Source organism: Rummeliibacillus sp. SL167, assembly GCF_007896505.1.
In the GTDB taxonomy this organism is placed as follows: Bacteria; Bacillota; Bacilli; order Bacillales_A; family Planococcaceae; genus Rummeliibacillus; species Rummeliibacillus suwonensis.
Genome location: NZ_VCBM01000003.1, coordinates 77,721 through 95,880, shown reverse-complemented (window position 1 = coordinate 95,880; position 18,160 = coordinate 77,721). Strand labels below are relative to the sequence as shown.

At 35.5% G+C, this 18,160-nt stretch carries 17 protein-coding genes and 1 pseudogene; 17 read left to right on the top strand and 1 reads right to left on the bottom strand.

Going from position 1 to position 18,160, the window contains the following annotated elements; all coding sequences use genetic code 11:
• Window positions 1-586: 586 nt before the first annotated feature.
• From FEZ13_RS13845 to FEZ13_RS13790, 12 genes and pseudogenes are all read left to right on the top strand, one after another.
• Window positions 587-1,249, top strand: a complete 663-nt coding sequence (locus FEZ13_RS13845; RefSeq protein WP_146553172.1) for a hypothetical protein — start codon at window positions 587-589, stop codon at window positions 1,247-1,249.
• A 19-nt stretch (window positions 1,250-1,268) separates the two neighbouring features.
• Complete coding sequence (locus tag FEZ13_RS13840) at window positions 1,269-1,481, top strand: hypothetical protein (RefSeq protein WP_146547731.1); 213 nt, start codon at window positions 1,269-1,271, stop codon at window positions 1,479-1,481.
• Window positions 1,482-1,863: 382 nt separating this feature from the next.
• A complete protein-coding gene (locus FEZ13_RS13835) occupies window positions 1,864-2,376 on the top strand; it encodes a GNAT family N-acetyltransferase (protein WP_146553171.1) in 513 nt (170 codons plus the stop codon).
• Window positions 2,377-2,563: 187 nt separating this feature from the next.
• Window positions 2,564-4,267, top strand: coding sequence for a CocE/NonD family hydrolase (locus tag FEZ13_RS13830; protein WP_146547733.1), 1,704 nt, complete (start codon window positions 2,564-2,566; stop codon window positions 4,265-4,267).
• 14 nt (window positions 4,268-4,281) lie between these two features.
• On the top strand, window positions 4,282-4,983 hold the full coding sequence (locus FEZ13_RS13825; protein ID WP_146547734.1) for an HAD family hydrolase: 702 nt from the start codon (window positions 4,282-4,284) through the stop codon (window positions 4,981-4,983).
• Between the two features lie 24 nt (window positions 4,984-5,007).
• On the top strand, window positions 5,008-6,573 hold the full coding sequence (locus FEZ13_RS13820; RefSeq protein ID WP_146553170.1) for an ABC transporter substrate-binding protein: 1,566 nt from the start codon (window positions 5,008-5,010) through the stop codon (window positions 6,571-6,573).
• A gap of 438 nt (window positions 6,574-7,011) precedes the next feature.
• Window positions 7,012-7,953 (top strand): ABC transporter permease, encoded by a 942-nt coding sequence (locus tag FEZ13_RS13815; RefSeq protein WP_146553169.1) that lies wholly within the window; start codon window positions 7,012-7,014, stop codon window positions 7,951-7,953.
• A 13-nt stretch (window positions 7,954-7,966) separates the two neighbouring features.
• Window positions 7,967-8,770 (top strand): ABC transporter permease, encoded by an 804-nt coding sequence (locus FEZ13_RS13810; RefSeq protein WP_146553168.1) that lies wholly within the window; start codon window positions 7,967-7,969, stop codon window positions 8,768-8,770.
• Between the two features lie 30 nt (window positions 8,771-8,800).
• Window positions 8,801-9,802 (top strand): ABC transporter ATP-binding protein, encoded by a 1,002-nt coding sequence (locus FEZ13_RS13805; protein ID WP_146553167.1) that lies wholly within the window; start codon window positions 8,801-8,803, stop codon window positions 9,800-9,802.
• A complete protein-coding gene (locus tag FEZ13_RS13800) occupies window positions 9,783-10,748 on the top strand; it encodes an ABC transporter ATP-binding protein (protein WP_146549860.1) in 966 nt (321 codons plus the stop codon). Before FEZ13_RS13805 ends, FEZ13_RS13800 begins: the two co-directional genes overlap by 20 nt.
• Window positions 10,749-10,807: 59 nt before the next feature.
• Window positions 10,808-10,993, top strand: a complete 186-nt coding sequence (locus FEZ13_RS13795) for a hypothetical protein (RefSeq protein WP_146547739.1) — start codon at window positions 10,808-10,810, stop codon at window positions 10,991-10,993.
• Window positions 10,960-12,249, top strand: a pseudogene (locus FEZ13_RS13790) (arsenic transporter). Before FEZ13_RS13795 ends, FEZ13_RS13790 begins: the two are co-directional and overlap by 34 nt.
• A gap of 221 nt (window positions 12,250-12,470) precedes the next feature.
• Here the strand turns inward: FEZ13_RS13790 and FEZ13_RS13785 are convergent.
• On the bottom strand, window positions 12,471-12,917 hold the full coding sequence (locus FEZ13_RS13785; protein ID WP_146553166.1) for a MarR family winged helix-turn-helix transcriptional regulator: 447 nt from the start codon (window positions 12,915-12,917) through the stop codon (window positions 12,471-12,473).
• Between the two features lie 117 nt (window positions 12,918-13,034).
• On the opposite strand from FEZ13_RS13785, the gene FEZ13_RS13780 reads away from it, so the two are divergent.
• The 5 genes from FEZ13_RS13780 to FEZ13_RS13760 all read left to right on the top strand — a co-directional run bounded on the left by FEZ13_RS13780 (window position 13,035) and on the right by FEZ13_RS13760 (window position 18,002).
• A complete protein-coding gene (locus FEZ13_RS13780) occupies window positions 13,035-13,622 on the top strand; it encodes an NAD(P)H-dependent oxidoreductase (RefSeq protein ID WP_146547742.1) in 588 nt (195 codons plus the stop codon).
• Between the two features lie 551 nt (window positions 13,623-14,173).
• Window positions 14,174-14,650 carry an IS200/IS605 family transposase gene (gene tnpA / locus FEZ13_RS13775; protein ID WP_146551549.1) on the top strand — a complete coding sequence of 159 codons (477 nt, stop codon included), beginning with the start codon at window positions 14,174-14,176 and terminating at the stop codon, window positions 14,648-14,650.
• 56 nt (window positions 14,651-14,706) lie between these two features.
• A complete protein-coding gene (locus FEZ13_RS13770; RefSeq protein ID WP_146553165.1) occupies window positions 14,707-15,393 on the top strand; it encodes a response regulator transcription factor in 687 nt (228 codons plus the stop codon).
• Window positions 15,383-16,426, top strand: coding sequence for a sensor histidine kinase (locus FEZ13_RS13765; RefSeq protein ID WP_186725928.1), 1,044 nt, complete (start codon window positions 15,383-15,385; stop codon window positions 16,424-16,426). Before FEZ13_RS13770 ends, FEZ13_RS13765 begins: the two co-directional genes overlap by 11 nt.
• Window positions 16,427-16,475: 49 nt before the next feature.
• Window positions 16,476-18,002 carry a multicopper oxidase family protein gene (locus FEZ13_RS13760; RefSeq protein ID WP_146553163.1) on the top strand — a complete coding sequence of 509 codons (1,527 nt, stop codon included), beginning with the start codon at window positions 16,476-16,478 and terminating at the stop codon, window positions 18,000-18,002.
• Window positions 18,003-18,160: the final 158 nt, after the last annotated feature.

The following is an 18,160-nucleotide window of genomic DNA, read 5'->3' as shown; positions in this document are numbered from 1 at the left end:
CATTGTTCTAGAAGATGTTTTTATTAAAATACGTATGATTTTATGAGTAATATTATATTTTTGCTTATATCTATCCTCATATCTTGTCCATAATTCAGTAGATCACAGGTGAAATAAAAAAGATTCTAATATACTTTCTTTAATGTCAATTACGATTAGTTTCACTTAATTATGCTAAATGTGAATGGTTCTATTTTCGTTTGGCATTTTGAAATTAACCTCCGCTTTGATGTTCTCTCTAGCTTATATATAATTTAAGTAAATAAAAAATTTAATCATGTCTTATGATGCTCTAGCTTACTTTTGCATCTTACTTTATATTAAATCTAAGTCTAAATGACTATATATTTTTAAGAAACTTTTAATTAGACTTGCTGTGAAATTCTATAAAACTTAATGATTCCAAATAAGCTAAACGATTTGAGAAATTTGGTCCTTCTAATATTATTCATTTTGAAAAAATAAATATATAATAAGACTATTTAACTAATTTAATCCTTCTTAATTCATGTTTTTACATTTTTTATATTAATGTATATAAAATTAAGTATAATTAAATGTGAAATTAGGAAGGGAGTGAGATTATTTGAAATTAATTTATAAATATTTTATATGTATAATTTCTGTTTTGTGTTTAGGGCTTCTATTAGATGAGTTTATTCTAAAAAATGATAATAATAACAAAGAGGATAAAATAATTTCTTCCAAAACTATTTATACAAATTCAAGTAACAACACTAAAAAAGGAGATTTATTATCAATTGTAGAAGTTACTGAAACTAAAGTCGATAAAATAGATACTGTATTCAGCGATAATACAGTAAAAGCTAAAAGAAAGCCAGCGACATATAGATATTATACTTACGATGAAGGTATAGTAAAATCTTGGTCTTATTTATCAAAGCCATATTTTATAAAAAGTGTTGCACGAGGTGAAACAACTGAAGAAACTAAAAAAATTCATGCTAGTATTGGACAAAAATTTTCGGGCTTAAAAGGAAGTTTCCTGAAATCGGCTGAATCAACTTATGGAATTTCTCTTGAGATTACTACTAAGGTTTCCTTTACTGGGCCAGATAAAGGATATAAATCAAGGGATTTTTATTATAAAAAAGGAAGACATAAACATAAGATTCGTGTAGAGAAAGTATTAAAACGACCTTTTGGAAAAAAGAAATTAATTAAGAGAAAATATGGTTATGTTGAAAGAGGAGCTATAAAACATTATTCTATAGATAGGAAAAAATAAATATAAAGGAATAATAATAATGAAAAAAAATGAGTTTAATTTGATTAAATACACATTTTATATAATAGCTTTAGTCTCTTTTGTTTATGTGATTTATCATTTACTGTTTGCATCCTATCAAGCTGGATATATTTTATCAAGAGCATTGCCGGGGGCCATTGTGTTTCTTGCTTCTTCAATAGCAAGTTGTATCTTATTGGTTTATGAAAAGAAATCCTTAGAAAATAAATGATTGTAATGATAGTGAAAATGATCATGGAATCAGGTCGATTAATTTTACGAATAAAGCAGGACGTAGTATCGTAATATATTAATGGTAGTGTATAGCTCCGACTTGTACTTAAGAGAATTGGATGAATCCAGTTCTCTTTTGATTTTAGGAAAGTATTATAAATTAGCTAGTTTCTTGGTGGGCAAGGGTCATTTCTGTAATGATTGGCTTTCTCTAATTGGGTCTTTTTGTTCAGATAAAAATTTTTAATCATTAATATAACTATTTCTAGTTGACAACTTGGTATTATTTCATTTATTATTCACATTAACCTAATAATTACAATCTGCTATTGTAGATGAAGTCGTAGTGCTGTGAATCGTTACTTTTGAGGGGGAAATCAATGAGTCAGCTTGATTTAATCATTGAAGAACTTGCGCCATATGATAAAGAAAAAGCAGTAGACGTTTTAGTTTCGAGTTATGAACAATATCAAAATAGCTATAGTAATGTTCAAGATTACTATGATTATATGGAGTATATCCGAGCTTCACTTGACAATCCGTTAATTGCAAAGGTATTAATCGCTAAAATAGGACATGAAATCGTTGGTACGCTTCAAATCTTTTCAAATGGGACAGATGCTTACGAAGATTTAAATATGCCAATAAATGCCCCTGTCGTTCGCTTACTAGGCGTGCATCCGAAAATAAGAGGGAGAGGTATTGCAAGAAAGTTACTGGAGGCCAGCATCAATTATGCAAAAGTGCAAGGTGCGAATTCCTTATATTTGCATACATCAGAAAAAATGCCGGATGCCATTCGGCTGTATGAACGATTTGGCTTTGTGCGTAGTCTGGAATATGACTACGATATTCTCGATTTTACAGTTATGTGTTATAAATATGATCTTTAAAAAATATAGAATGTTTTGGGCCTTCCAATTGCTTAAATAAGCATATGTATGAATTTATTTGTGTTTAGAATGGTACGATCAACATATTTATCTTTTATATCAAGAAAAAATTTCGCTGTTGCCTCTGGTTTTTATTTTTAAATATCCGAATATTTCGTCTATTAAAATATAAGAAATGGGTGTAAATATGAACCAAGCGATTATTGAGAGAGACATTATTCATCAACCGAATGTACCTATTAAGATGCGAGATGGTACAAAATTATATGCAGATATTTATCGTCCAAATGATCAGACAGATTATCCGATTATAATATTGAGAACGCCTTATAACAAAGAAGATGCACAAACTATGAATTATGCACATCCAATTTGGTATGCCGAGCAAGGCTATGTTGTCATTGTCCAGGATACCCGTGGACGTTGGTCTTCTGAAGGCGAGTTTCATCCGTTAGTTCATGAGGGAGAGGATGGATACGATACGATCGAATGGGCAGTTACATTGCCTCATACCATTTCGAAAGTAGGGTTATATGGCTTTTCGTATATAGGTATTTCACAACTCTTAGCAGCAGCAGAACAACCTCCTCATCTTACATGTATAGCACCGTTTATGTGTGGTTCCAACTCATTACGAGTGTCAGAGAATGGCGCTTTTCCATTAGCTTTAAATTTATCTTGGGCAACTTTTATTAGCCAAAATGAAGCAGTACGAAAAAAGGATCTGCAGTGGCTCCAGCAACTGGCGACAACCAATATTCAAGAATGCTATCAATACTTACCTTTACAAAATGTACCGATCATCAAAAATGAGCTTGTTCCATTTTATCAAAAGTGGATTCGGCAAATGAATGAAAGACTTCCTGAATCTCCAGCATTATATGAAAATATTTCAGTTCCAGCTTTACATCTAGGGGGATGGTATGACATTTATGTTGATAAAACGATTGAAAATTTCCAGGGGATTAAAGAGAAAAGTAAAAATAAACTTGCCAGAGAAAATCAATATTTATTTTTAACACCTTGGTATCATATGCCATGGTCTCGATATGTAGGGCAGATAGACTTTGGCAAAAATGCAGAAAATCATGTTGATGAAATACTTATTAAATGGTTTGATAGATGGTTGAAGGATTATCCAACGAGATGGAAGGAAGAATCTGTTCGTTATTTCGTTACAGGAGAAAATGAGTGGCATGTGTCCAAACAATGGCCACTTTCAAAAAGTGAAGAGAAAGTACTGTATTTATCAAGTGAAGATCGGGCGAATTCTATTAATGGTACAGGAAAACTAACTGAGGAGATTTTACAACAAAGCAGTGAGAAAGATATTTATGTTTATCATCCATCCATATATGTACCAGCAATAGGTGGTCGATCTGGCGCAGATCCTATCTTAACACCCATGGGCGCCCAAAATCAACAGCCTATTGAGATTCGTAATGATGTGCTTGTCTATACATCTGAAGCGCTACCAGCAGATTTGGTTGTAGTAGGTGAGGTGAAGGCAACACTCTATGTATCAACCAATGTAGATGATACGGACTTTGTCATTAAGTTAATCGATGTTTATCCGGATGGTCGATCGATTAATATTGCAGAAGGATTACTTCGCGCAAGCGCACGAAATGGTATTCATCAGCGTGAACCATTGATTCCCAATGAAATTTATCCATTAGAAATTTTGGCTGGTTCAATTGCACATCGTTTTAAGAAAGGGCATGCGATTCGAGTGAATATAACAAGTACATTATTTCCGACATTTGATCGACATGGCAATCGGTTTTTACCATTAGCAGAAGTTACCGAACTGACATTTAAAACAGCAACGCAAACGGTTTACCACAGTAAGCTTTACCCATCAAGCATTCAATTGACCATAAAAAAATAGAAGGAGATCAAATATTGATAAACAAATACATTTGGTTTGATATCGGTTATACCCTATTATATCAGCAGCGAGAAAAAATATATGCTCAATATTTAAAAGAGCATCACGTTGAAATACCCATACAAAAAATCGAAGAAGCCTATCATTATGCTGATAAATTGTTCATGAGAGAGTATCCAGGTGTTCTTGGAAAAAAGGCAAATCTTTTTTATCCATGGTATTTAGGAGTTGTTAATCATTATTTACAACTTGCATTCGATTTAGAAAGGCAAAACCGTTTTATTCAGGAAAGGATTCAAGAAACTGTTCCATATTGGGCGCCCTTTTCATTTACAAAAGACGTACTGCATACCCTAAAGCAGGACGGGTATCGACTAGGTATTATTAGTAATTGGGATAAAAGCGCACGCCGATTATTAGATCACTATGAATTAAGCGATTATTTCGATCATATTATTATTTCGTCAGAAGTTGGTGCCGAAAAACCAAGTAAATATATATTTGAACTTGCATTTAAGCAAGGAGAAACTAAAAGTGAGGATAGTATTTATGTTGGGGACAATTACTATGATGATGTAGTGGGAAGCAAGAAAGTAGGACTTAAAACACTTTTGATCAATAGATTTGGCTATAAAGGTATTGAAGAGCTTCAGCATCCACACGTCGTAGAATCTATTAACAAACTACCATCATTATTAAAAACTATACATGTTTAAATTAAAAAATGGGAGGGGAAGCGAATGACGACTTTCAATGTAAAGAGAAAGCCATGGTTACTAGCAATTCTATTATTGACTGTCAGTTTACTATTATTATCGGCTTGTGGCAGCAGCAATAAGGCGGATGAAAGTGAGAAAGATCGTAAAGGTACTCAAACTGAAAAATCAAAGACAGGTGGAAGTGTTGTAGTCGCGATTCCTCAAGACTTAGATTACTTGGATCCAAATTTAGCGGAAGCTGCTGGGACAAGAGAAGTGATGTTCAATATTTTTGAAGGATTATTAAAAGCAAACACAGAGGGAGGGTTAGACCCAGCTATCGCCGAGTCTTATGATATTTCCGATGATGGCTTGACGTATACGTTCACGATTCGTGATGGTGTCAAATTTCATAATGGACAAACATTGACATCAAAAGATGTTGCCTATTCTTACGCTAAATTGGCCGGTTTAAAAACAGGCAAGCCTTTATCTTCTAGCTTTGCAAATGTCAAAAAAATAGAAACACCAGATGACAAAACAGTTGTCATTCAATTAAAAGAAAAGGAGGCAGCTTTTATTACGGCTGTTACAGCATCAATTATTCCAGCCAATTATAAAGATAGCAATAAAACGCCAATTGGGACTGGACCATTCAAATTTGTGGAATACAAGAAGGGTCAAAGTCTAATTGTTGAGAAAAATAAAGATTATTATGTGAAAGGCATTCCATATTTAGATAAAGTAGAATTTCGCATTTTACCCGATCAAGAAGCAGCATTTTTAGCATTACAATCTGGTGAAATCGATATTTATCCTCGTATAGCTACAGAAAAGGCAGAACAATTAGCAACTGGCTTTAAAACGATCAGTAACGAACAAAATTTAGTTCAATTATTAGCATTTAATAACAAAGTGAAGCCATTTAATCATATTAAAGTTCGGCAAGCGATCAATTATGCAGTCAACAAAGATGAAATTATTAAGGGTGTCGCACTAGGAAAAGGAACGAAAATCGGTTCTAACCTAAGTCCTGTATTAAGTAAATACTACAATAATGAACTAGAAGATTTATATCCAACGGACACAGAAAAAGCGAAAAAATTTCTTAAAGAGGCTGGCTATCCAAATGGCTTTGAATTTACGATTACAGTTCCTTCTGTATATCCATTCCATGTTGATACAGCACAAGTGATTGTCAACCAACTAGAAAAAATCGGTGTGAAAGCGAAAATTGAAAGTGTTGAATGGGGAGTTTGGTTAGAACGAGTTTACAATGGCCGGGATTATGAAACAACCATTATCGGTTTAGATGGAAAACTTGATCCATTTGAAATTCTAAGTCGGTATATATCAACAGCTGATAACAATTTCTTAAACTTTAAAGATCCTAAACTAGACAAAGTGTTATCGAATGTAAAAGTTGAAATTGATGAAAACAAACGTATTACAGATATTAAAGAAGCGCAAAAAATCATTGCTGAGGATGCGGCAGGAGTCTTTATTATGGACCCTCATACAAATGTCACTTTTAAAGATACGATTAAGGGTTATAAAACATATCCAATTTATGTTCAAGATCTGTCATCTGTTTATATCGATCAATAATATCAATGAGATATCGAATAGTTTCCATATAACAGAATTTTATCCCGCTTTAACGGGCAGTAAGACCCCCCATCTCAAGATATAGAGAGAAACGAAAAAGATAGATGGGGGATGAACTGCCCGTTAAAGTCCGATTGGTTCGGGCCAACAAGATGTTGGTCCCTCAGGTGTTGCCACAGGACGTGGCGCTTTTAGCCTGAGTCCCTCTACTTCAGTGGGGGATGAAGAAAACCCCCACTAATGGAGTTTCACTTTATCCTGCGTTAATGAACAGTAGTCCCCCACCCATGTTTCAAAAAGTAAAGGAATAACTGGGAGATAGGTGGGGGCAATTGTCTATAAAAGCCTCATTGATTCAATGAATACACAGTGAGGATGAAAAAATTTCACTAGGTGAAGTTTCACTTGATATGGAAAAAATAGATTGGAGGATATGGAATGGATTATGTACTAAAAAAAACAGTCAGCTCACTATTTACACTATTTGTGGTTATTGTTCTCGTTTTTTTAGCTTTTCGCATCATTCCAGGTAATCCAGCGAATATCATCTTAGGAGTAGAGGCAACGCCTGCACAAGTTGAGGAATTGGAACAAAAACTTGGACTAGATCAAACATTATTTGAACAATTCATCCATTGGTTTAAAGGCGTCCTTGTCCTAGATTTTGGCGAATCTTTGCGTTTTTCCGAACCTGTTCTTTCGCTTATTCATGAAAGGATGGGCGTTACCTTTTCATTGGCTTTTATGGCCATTGTTATCACCATTTTTGTATCGATTCCATTAGGGATTATTGCTGCCAATTATAAAGGAAAATTTTTAGATGTGCTTATTTCAATAGGTACACAAATCGGACTTGCGATTCCGTCTTTTTGGATGGGTATTATTTTAATCATGATTTTTGGTTTAATGTTACACCTTAATTCAGTAGGTGGTTATGTTCCGTGGTCTGAAAATCCTTTGCGGGCTTTTAAGGCATTGTTATTTCCAGCAACTGCTATAGCCATTCCTCAAATAGCTATCCTCGTTAGATATTTAAGAACAACTATGATCGAACAGTTGAATTTTGATTATGTACGGACGGCTAAAAGTAAGGGACTAAAGGATTCTACCATCCTGTTGAAACATGTCTTAAAAAACGCACTCATTCCTGTAATTACTATTGCAGGCTTAAATTTTGGTGCAATTCTAGCAGGCAGCCTTGTAATTGAACAAGTATACGCTTTACCAGGATTTGGCAGGATGCTTATCACTGCAATTGGAGATCGTGATTTTCCACTTGTTCAAGGCATGGTAGTGATGATCGCGATCATTGCCATCGCTGTAAATTTACTAGTGGATCTTTCTTATCGCTATTTAGATCCCAAAATCAAATTGAAGTAAGGAGGTGCGGTGTATGTTAAAAAAATTTAACCTCGTCACAGGTGGAGCAATTGTACTTTTTTTAATCCTTGTCTTTATAGTGAGTTTCTTTTATGTACCACACAATGTCAATCAAATGAATATTGAAAATCGGCTTATCGCTCCAAACCATAATTACTTATTAGGCACGGATAATTTTGGACGTGATGTACTAAGTCGAATTATGAAAGGAACTCAAACTGCATTTATTGTTGGTGGCGGATCAGTAATTATTGGATTATTGTTTGGTATTTTAATAGGTACGACAGCTGGTTATTTTGGAGGTTGGATGGATGAATTGCTTATGAGGATGATTGATGCGTTATTAGCTTTTCCAGGTATTTTATTGGCACTCATTTTAGTGACGATTTTCCAGCCTAATATAGAAGTCACAGTTATTGCCATTGGTATTATGACAATTCCAAGCTTTTCTCGTGTTATAAGAAGCGGATTTATAAAATGTAGACAGATGGACTTTGTTAGGGCAGCACGGAATTTTGGATCAAGTCATCTACGTATTATTTTTCATCACATTTTACCGAATACGGTTTCTTCTATTATTGTAACTGCTTCTCTTAGTTTTTCCACTGCTATATTAGTAGAGGCTGCATTGAGTTATTTAGGTTTAGGCATACAACCTCCCGATCCGAGCTGGGGAAGAATGTTAAATGAAGCTCAAGGATTTGCGAAGCTTGCTCCCTGGTATACTTTGGCGCCTGGCTTTATGTTAACATTAACAATTCTTGGCTTTAATTTATTGGGGGATGGAATAAGAGATTTACATGATTTTTCAGAGTAAAGTTGATTGTTAGCAAAGGGGGTTGGAAAAATGTCAGAAATCTTGTCCATTCATCATGTGACAGTTCATCTTGAACAAAATCGCCGTAAGCTGACGGTTCTTTCGGACATATCTATAACAGTTCAAAAGGGTGAAATTTTCGGTATTGTTGGTGAATCAGGATGTGGAAAAAGCGTATTATCCAATTCTATCCTAGATTTACAACCTAAAAAAATGCGTATATCAAGCGGAGATATCCTATTTGAAGGACAATCCATGTTAAAAAAATCAAAACATCAACTACAAAAGATGAGAGGAAAAGAAATTTCTATGATTTTCCAAAATCCTATGTCATCTTTAAATCCTTCATTGACAGTTGGCTATCAAATCGTGGAAATCATCCGTGCCCATCAAAACATTTCCAAAAAAGAAGCTAAAGGAATAGCTATTGATGTGATGAAGAAAGTTGGTCTACCACGTGCTGAACAGTTGTTTTATGACTATCCACATCAATTATCGGGAGGAATGCAGCAACGTGTTATGATTGCTATCGCTATCGCTTGTCAGCCAAAGTTTCTTATAGCGGATGAACCTACAACTGCGTTAGATGTAACGATACAAGCACAAATTTTACATTTGCTAAAAGAAATACGGCGTGAGCAAAACACGACCATATTACTTATTTCTCATGATTTAGGAGTAATGGGCGATATGTGTGATCGTATAGCCGTTATGTATGCGGGAGAAATCGTAGAGATTGGTACGACAGCACAAATATTTGAAAATCCTAGCCATCCGTATACAAAGGGCTTGATGGAATCAATCCCAACTCCGGATAAAAAGGGAAACCCCCTCTATTCAATTCCCGGAAATGTGCCATCTTTGCAAGAGCGAATGGGAGGATGTCCTTTCGCTAGTCGTTGTCATCTGGCTATTGATATGTGCTTTACATCAAAACCACAGCTGAAAAAGGTAGCAAAAGCTCATGATGTTAGTTGCTTCTTTAGTGAAATGGAGGAGGTAAGCTTTGAGTATGCAAAATCTTTTAGTTGAAGTGGAAAACCTCAAAAAGAATTATACACATCGTAAGTTATATAAAATCCAAGAGCTACCAGCAGTTTCAGATGTCAGTCTTCTATTAAGAAAAGGGGAAACATTAGGATTAGTGGGAGAGAGCGGAAGTGGTAAATCCACTTTAGGCCAATTGATTGGTCAATTATTAGACCCTACTGAAGGAATAGTATTATTTGAAGGACAAGCAATTGAAGATATGACAAGCCAACAGAGAAAACGATTGAAAAAGGATATTCAATATGTTTTTCAAGATGCCTATTCATCTTTAAATCCTAGACACAAAGTTTCAAAACTGATAGAAGAACCACTTATCATTCAAAAAATAGGAACACCAGCAGAAAGAAAAGAATGGGTAAACGACATGCTGAATGAGATTGGATTAGATAAAAGTTATCGTGATGCCTATATTCATGAGCTAAGTGGTGGACAGAGACAACGCATCGGCATTGCGAGAGCCCTTATCTTAAAACCAAAATTGCTTGTTTTGGATGAGCCAGTGTCAGCATTGGATGTTTCTGTTCAATCACAAATCTTAAATTTATTGAAATCCTTACAACAAAAATATCAACTAACATATATGTTTATTTCTCATGATTTAAATGTGGTGCATTATATGAGTGATCGAATAGCAGTCATGTATTTAGGGGAAATTATTGAACTGGCAAATGTAAATGATCTATATGAGCATCCTCTCCACCCTTACACGAAAGCCCTTATTTCTGCCATCCCAACATACAAAAGACAGGGAGAACCGGTGTTATTAAAAGGCGAAATCGCAAGTGCAACGGATATTCCAAATGGGTGCTCGCTCCATCCTCGCTGCCCTTTTGCAACGGAAATATGCCAATTCGAAAAGCCAGTTCTGGAAGAAGTGAACCAGGGACAATACGTTTCATGCCATTTATCCCGCATTAACGGGCAGTAAGACCCCCATCTCAAGATATAGAGAGAAACGACAAAGATAGATGGGGGATCAACTGCCGCATGCGTCCGATTGGTTCGGGTGGGCGGGATGTTGGTCACTCAGGTGTTGCCACAGGACGTGGCGCTTTTAACCTGAGTTCTTCTATTTCAGTAGGGATGAAGAAAACCCCCACTGATGGAGTTTCACTTTATTGGGAAGAAGGATTTTGGCAATGGCTATCGTGGCGACTTTCATCTTTTTGGTGACATTAGTTTTGGTCATATGGCAACCAAAAGGTTTAAATATAGGTTTAACGGCTTGTTGTGGAGCGATTCTCGCACTAATCATCAGTGTTGTTGACTTTCGAGATGTTCAGCAAGTAGTGGATATTACTTGGAACGCGACCTTAACATTTGTGGCTATTATTCTAATTTCGCTTATATTAGATGAAATTGGATTATTTGAGTGGATCGCATTGCAAATGGCAAGGGTATCTAGGGGCAATGGTATCCGAATGTTTGTGTATGTCAGTATTTTAGGTGCTGTTGTTGCAGCGTTTTTTTCTAACGATGGAGCAGCTTTGATTTTAACGCCCATTGTGTTAGCGATGGTACGTAATTTGAACTTTAAAGAAACTATGATTATCCCCTTTATCATGGCGAGTGGCTTTATTGCGGATACGACATCCCTTCCTTTTGTCATTAGTAATTTAGTAAATATCGTATCCGCAGATTTCTTTGATACCGGGTTTGTAGAGTATGCTGCAAGAATGGTCCTCCCTAACATTTTTTCCTTAATAGCAACGATCATCGTCTTATCTATCTATTTCAGGAGAAATATTCCGAGTAGATATGATTTATCAAAGTTAAAAAAACCGAAAGAAGCGATTCGAGATGTAAAGATGTTTCGCCTTTCATGGATCGTGCTATTGATATTGTTAGTTGGATATTTTACCAGTGAATGGATAGAGATGCCCGTATCGATTATAGCAGGGATTATTGCTATATTTTTATTGATCATGGCTAGACAAAGTAATGCTGTTGATACAAAAGCTGTCTTAAAAGGCGCACCATGAACGATTGTATTTTTCTCAATTGGCATGTATGTGGTTGTTTATGGTGTTGGAAATGCATGGCTGACAAAATCATTAGCAAGCGTGATAGAAAGATTGGCTGCGCAAGGCTTATATGGGTCAACAGTGTCAATGGGTTTCATCGCGGCATTTTTGTCATCCATCATGAATAATTTGCCAACTGTTATGATCGATGCGCTGGCAATTGCAAAGACCCATACGACAGGTGTTGTGAGAGAAGGACTTATTTATGCTAATGTGATCGGGTCGGATTTAGGTCCAAAGATCACACCAATCGGTTCGCTTGCTACATTAGTTTGGCTCCATCTATTATCTGGAAAGGGTATCAAAATTTCCTGGGGCACTTACTTTAAAATGGGTATTATGTTAACGATCCCTATCTTATTGATCACTTTAACAGGACTCTATTTAACATTACTTCTTTTTTAAAACTTCACAATTATTAAAAGTAGCCATCATTATACGTTCGTGCTTTATACATAATTTTGGCATTATGAAATTGATTTGCTTGCATCATTTTTCAAGTAAATTAAAAAATCCCTTTGAAAATGGATCATCTGAAGTGACCCCACCCCAATTGTTAGATAGTGTCTAACAATTGGGATGCAGCTCACATTTCCGTTTTGCAAGGGATTTTTATTTAGAATAGCTTATTTTTCAACGGATTGATTCAAGAAAATTTTAGTTTGTAAAGTAGTAAGCGCTTTTCTGATTTCTTCTAGTTCTTCATTTGAAGAATTTTCTATTAGTTTTTGGAAGCGGGTTTCGATGCAAGCAAAAGCCTCATCCATCATATGTTTTCCTTTTTCGGTAAGGCGAATATAATGTTTTCTTCGATCCTTTGTGTCGTTTATTTTTTCAATCCAATTTTTTTCTCGTAATTTTCTTAATTCCCGGCTTGTATTCGGCATGGACAAATGCAGACAATCACTGACTTCGGTAGGCGTAATGAGCCGATTTATGGTTATATATTCAAGGATTTTATATTGAATCGGCGTAATATCGTCGATTTTTATATTTTTTGTTAAATCATGTGTCACTTGATGCACAGTTGCTGTAAACGCTACAAACTGATGGAATAATTCTTTTTTGTTCAACTTTGTTCACCTCTTACTGACAATAACAAATAACTTATCCAAAAACAATTATCATTTGACAATTAAATTTAACGAGGCTATCATTTAGTTATCAAATGATAAGTACGGAGGTGCAATATGAACACATTAATTGTCTATACATATCCAAATCATAAAAGTCTGAATTATGCTTTTTTGCAGGAAATTATTAAGGGCTGTAACGAAAATCCTCATATAACGGAAATACAGGTTTTAGATTTATATGAGGAGCGATTTAACCCGCTATTAGAATTTAATGAGCAGAAGCGTCGTCGAGATATGTACCGTGATCCAAAGTTAGAAAAATATAGAGAGCAAATTACATGGGCTGATAAAATCGTTTTTGTGTATCCAATTTGGTGGGGGAGACCGCCTGCGATGCTGTTAGGATATATTGATCAATTGTTTGCTACCAATTTTGCTTATCGATATAAAAAGGGCGTATTGTCAGAGGGGCTTCTCAAAGGTAAGTCGGTTGTGTGCGTATCAACTATGAAAGGACCAACAAACTATCCACTTATATGGTTGAATAACGCACATAAAGTATTGATGAAAAGAGCACTATTTCATTTTGTTGGAATTAAAAAAGTAAAGTTTTTCGAATTTGGGAATATGGAAAGTAAGAAGGGAAAACAAACACAAAAATTAAATAAAGTTTATCAATATTTTAGAAAAATAGATGATTAGAACGGGCGTGTTCGTTAGATGGCATAATGTGAAAGATTTTAGTTTTTTCGGCTTCTCACCGAAAGTCTATTTTAAAATGTAGTATAAATGAACTGGAGCCAGTGTAACTCCTAGGGGAATAGCATCCAGATGAGACCTCGCAGCGTAGCGAGCAAGCCTTCGCTGCAATTAACGAATCTCCCTATTTTTGTGGATTAAATTGGATAATCAACACGCCTGTCCATATATATTAATTGGAGAAGGTGAAAATCAGTTGATGATTCAAATTTCAATAGATAAAATGGGTTCATCAACATGCCTGATGTGAACGATTACTTAATTGGAATATAAAAATCGTTATCCTTTAAATAAGTAGGTGAAAATGAAAATGCAAGTATTGATCGTTGATGACGAAGAAAAGATTACCCATGTTTTAGCGTCTTATTGTAGAATTGAAAACCCCTTGCTATGCGAGGGGTTCTAAAAAGCTTTTAGCTATGGACAGAAAAAAAACCCCGGTCGTACAATGGAGTTAGGTCTAGCCAACCGACTCTGTACGAAAGGGGATCCAAATGGATAATAAAAGTTTAGCACATACAACATGGAATTGTAAGTATCACATTGTTTTTGCACCAAAATATAGAAGACAAATTATATACGGAAAGATAAGAGCAGATGTAGGAAAAATATTACGCCAATTATGTGAAAGAAAAGGCGTTGAAATAATAGAAGCAGAGGCTTGCCCTGATCATATTCATATGCTGGTAAGTATTCCACCGAAATTAAGTGTTTCATCCTTTATGGGCTATTTAAAAGGAAAAAGTAGTTTAATGATTTTCGACCGACATGCAAACTTAAAATATAAATATGGAAATCGGAAGTTTTGGTGTCGTGGATTCTATGTAGATACAGTAGGCCGGAACAGAAAAGTGATACAAGAGTATATAAAAAATCAATTGCAGGAAGATATTTTGGAGGATCAAATGACGATGAAAGAATTCATTGATCCTTTCACAGGTGAGGAAGTAAAACCTAAAAAGAGGAAATAAATAGAACCACTTTAGTGGTAGTGTGAGAACGGAGTGCGGTTGGCGGACCTTTCAGTATGTCTTTAGACATGGGCCAGTACCCCAGCGTTTCACGCGCAGAGCAAACCACCAGTTATACTGGTGGCTCTGATTTTGACCAAAACGGTGATACGACGTATGTTGCGCATACAGGAGAATCGGCCATTCAATTCGTGGATCAAGTACCTATTGATATGATCATTTTAGATTTAATGCTACCGGATATGGCTGGGGAGGATATATGCCAATACGTGAAAAGCAATTATGATATCCCCGTAATTATGCTAACAGCGAAAATCTCTATTGATGAAAAGGTAAAAGGATTTGAGATCGGAGCAGATGATTATGTAGTGAAGCCATTTCATCCTAAGGAAATATTAGTAAGAGCCGAAAGATTGCTGCCCGAATCACATAGAAAGCAGATCATTACGTTTCGACAATTGGAAATACACAAAAACGAAAGACAAGTGTTGTTAAACCGTCAAAGTGTACAGCTTACCCAACATGAATTCAATATTTTGCTATTACTAGTGGAAAACCCTAAAAAAATATTTAGCCGAGATGATGTGATTCAAAAAATATTCGGACCTAGTGCGGACATTAATCCTCGTATTATTGATCAGCATATAAAAAATATTCGTAAAAAATTGCACAGGGATTATATTCAAACAGTGTTTGGAGTAGGGTACAAAATGAATGAGAAGGTACAAGAAGATGAAGTTTAACGTGAAAATCGCCTCGATACTAGCGGCCTTTACATTCAGCATGCTTCTTATTATTACAGCAATTTTGCTTTTTAAAGGGCATGAACATTTAATGATGTTGCATATTACAGATTCAGAAGAAGTCATCCATCATTTTGATATGGCATTAAGGGAAACTGCTATTTGGACAATTGCGTTGCTATTGGTCGTCATCTTGATCTCTAGCTTATTGATCGCAAGAGTATTGACAAGGCCGATTCAGGAAATGAATCATTTTGCGCTAAGACTTGTGCGTGGAGATCGTCATTTAAATATTAGCTATAAAATCGATGATCCGATTGGTCAATTAGGACAATCGTTATTAAAATTGGACAATACTTTAAGCACTTATGAGTTACGTCGAAAAGAAATGACACAAGACCTTGCTCATGAAATCCGTAACCCATTAGCCTCTATCAAAAGCTATTTGAGTGCGTTTGAGGATGGAGTTTGGACAGCCACTCCTGAACGTTTACAAGCTTGCGTGGAAGAAATAGATCGTCTGATCATCCTTGTGGGTGAATTAGATACACTCAATGACATTAACAATCCTACTTTTAAAGTTATGACTAAAAAAGAGACCATTGCTAATTTGATAGAGAAATCGGTCATTTCATTGGCAAGTGAATTACTTGCAAAGGAAATAGAGGTAGAACTAGATTTAGATCGAACCATTTATGCACAAGTAGATGCGCTAAGAATCAATCAAATTTTGCACAACGTTATAAAAAATGCCATGCACCATGTTCAAAAAGAGGGTGTTATCGTCATCAGATTATACAAACAAGGCGACAACTATATCATCCTTGTACACGATAATGGAATAGGCATGGATGAAGAAACCAGCAAAAAAGTTTTTGAAAGAAACTATCGAGGCGAAAGTCGATATACTGGTAATGGTATTGGGATGACAATCACTAAAAAGCTAGTAGAGGCACATGGTGGTACGATTTCTGTAAGTAGTGAAAAGAATGTGGGGACAACATTTTCTATAGAAATGCCTTTCTCTACATAATTTCTACACAACTATTCTGTATGCTTAGCGCGAAAGGAATGGTTGATAGATGAAGAAAATAACATTAGCAAGTATGATTGTAAGTCTAGGGTTACTGGGAGCTTGCAGCCAAGAAGATCACTCCTCCTCTAATCATGATATGAAAGGTATGGATCACTCTTCCATGAATATGGAGGGAATGGATCATTCATCTATGGATATGGAGGATGGCAGTTCTACAATGGATATGAGCCATGAAACCATCACAAAATTAAAAAGTAGTCTAGGTAATCACGAATTATCTTTTCCAAAGGTTTTGAAACCCGACGACAAGGATAGCAATTCTATTTCATATACAGTACGGGCTCAACAAGGCATTACTGAAATTTTCGATGGTATAAAAACGAACACATATGGTTATAACGGAAATTTTTTAGGCCCTGTGATACGGGTAGAAAAAGGAATAAAGGTCACTATTCATTTAGTCAATGATTTAAACGAAGATACTACTTTCCATTGGCATGGGCTCGAAATTCCTGGCAATGAAGATGGTGGGCCACATAAAGTTTTAAAACCAGGTCAATCCGAAACGATTCAGTTTACTGTTAAACAAGATGCAGCTACTCTATGGTTTCACCCACATCCTATGCATGAAACAGGAAAACAAGTATTTAAAGGTCTAGCGGGGTTACTCTATATTGATGATAAAAATAGTGAAACATTGAATATCCCTAAAACATACGGCATCGATGATTTACCAATGATTTTACAAGATCGAACATTTACAGACGATCAACAACTCGATTATGATTATACGATGAATGAAGATGGTACTACAGGGGATACGCTACTGATCAATGGAGTGGTTGACCCAAAACTAACAGTAGATCGCAAAAAAGTCCGTTTGCGTATTTTAAATGGTTCCAATATGAGAAGCTATACGCTACATTTTAATAATCATATGGCATTTCAACAAATAGCAGGCGATGGGGGTTTTCTAAACAAACCGGATACCACTCAATCGATTGAAGTCGCACCAGCAGAGCGAGCGGAAGTAATTGTAGATTTCACAAAAGTGAAAAGTAACGAAGTCAAATTAGTTACGGAAGATAATGTGACAGTCTTGCCTATTCATTTTAAAGAATCGAAAGCTGAACCCAATACAGCCAAAGCAACGGAGACTTTTAATCACCTTAAAGTCTTAGATGAAGTAAAAAATAAAAAAGTAACAAAAACCGTCAAGTTAGCTGGTATGGGCAAAAATGTGACGATCAATGATAAGAGGTTCGATAAAAACCGAATTGACTTTACGCAAAAGCAAAATGAAACCGAAGTATGGGAAATTGAAAATGTAAAAGATTCAATGGGCGGTATGAATCATCCTTTTCATATCCATGGAACACAATTCCAGGTCATTTCGATCGATGGAAAAGAACCACCGAAAAGTTTATCAGGGTTAAAAGATACAATATCTTTAAAACCTGGTCAAAAAGCAAAGATTGCTGTGAAATTCCAACATAAAGGAATATACATGTACCACTGCCATATCCTTGAACATGAAGATAATGGGATGATGGGACAAATTAAAGTGTATTAAAATGGACGATTCATCACCCGTTCATACCGATAAATAGAGAAGACAGGAATGTTGACTCAGTCATATTTCTGTCTTTTATTTTTTACTTTTTTAGCTGGTAGCTCTTTTGAAGCAATTTTTATATTTGGAGGTTAAACATTTATGTAGATCTTCACTGC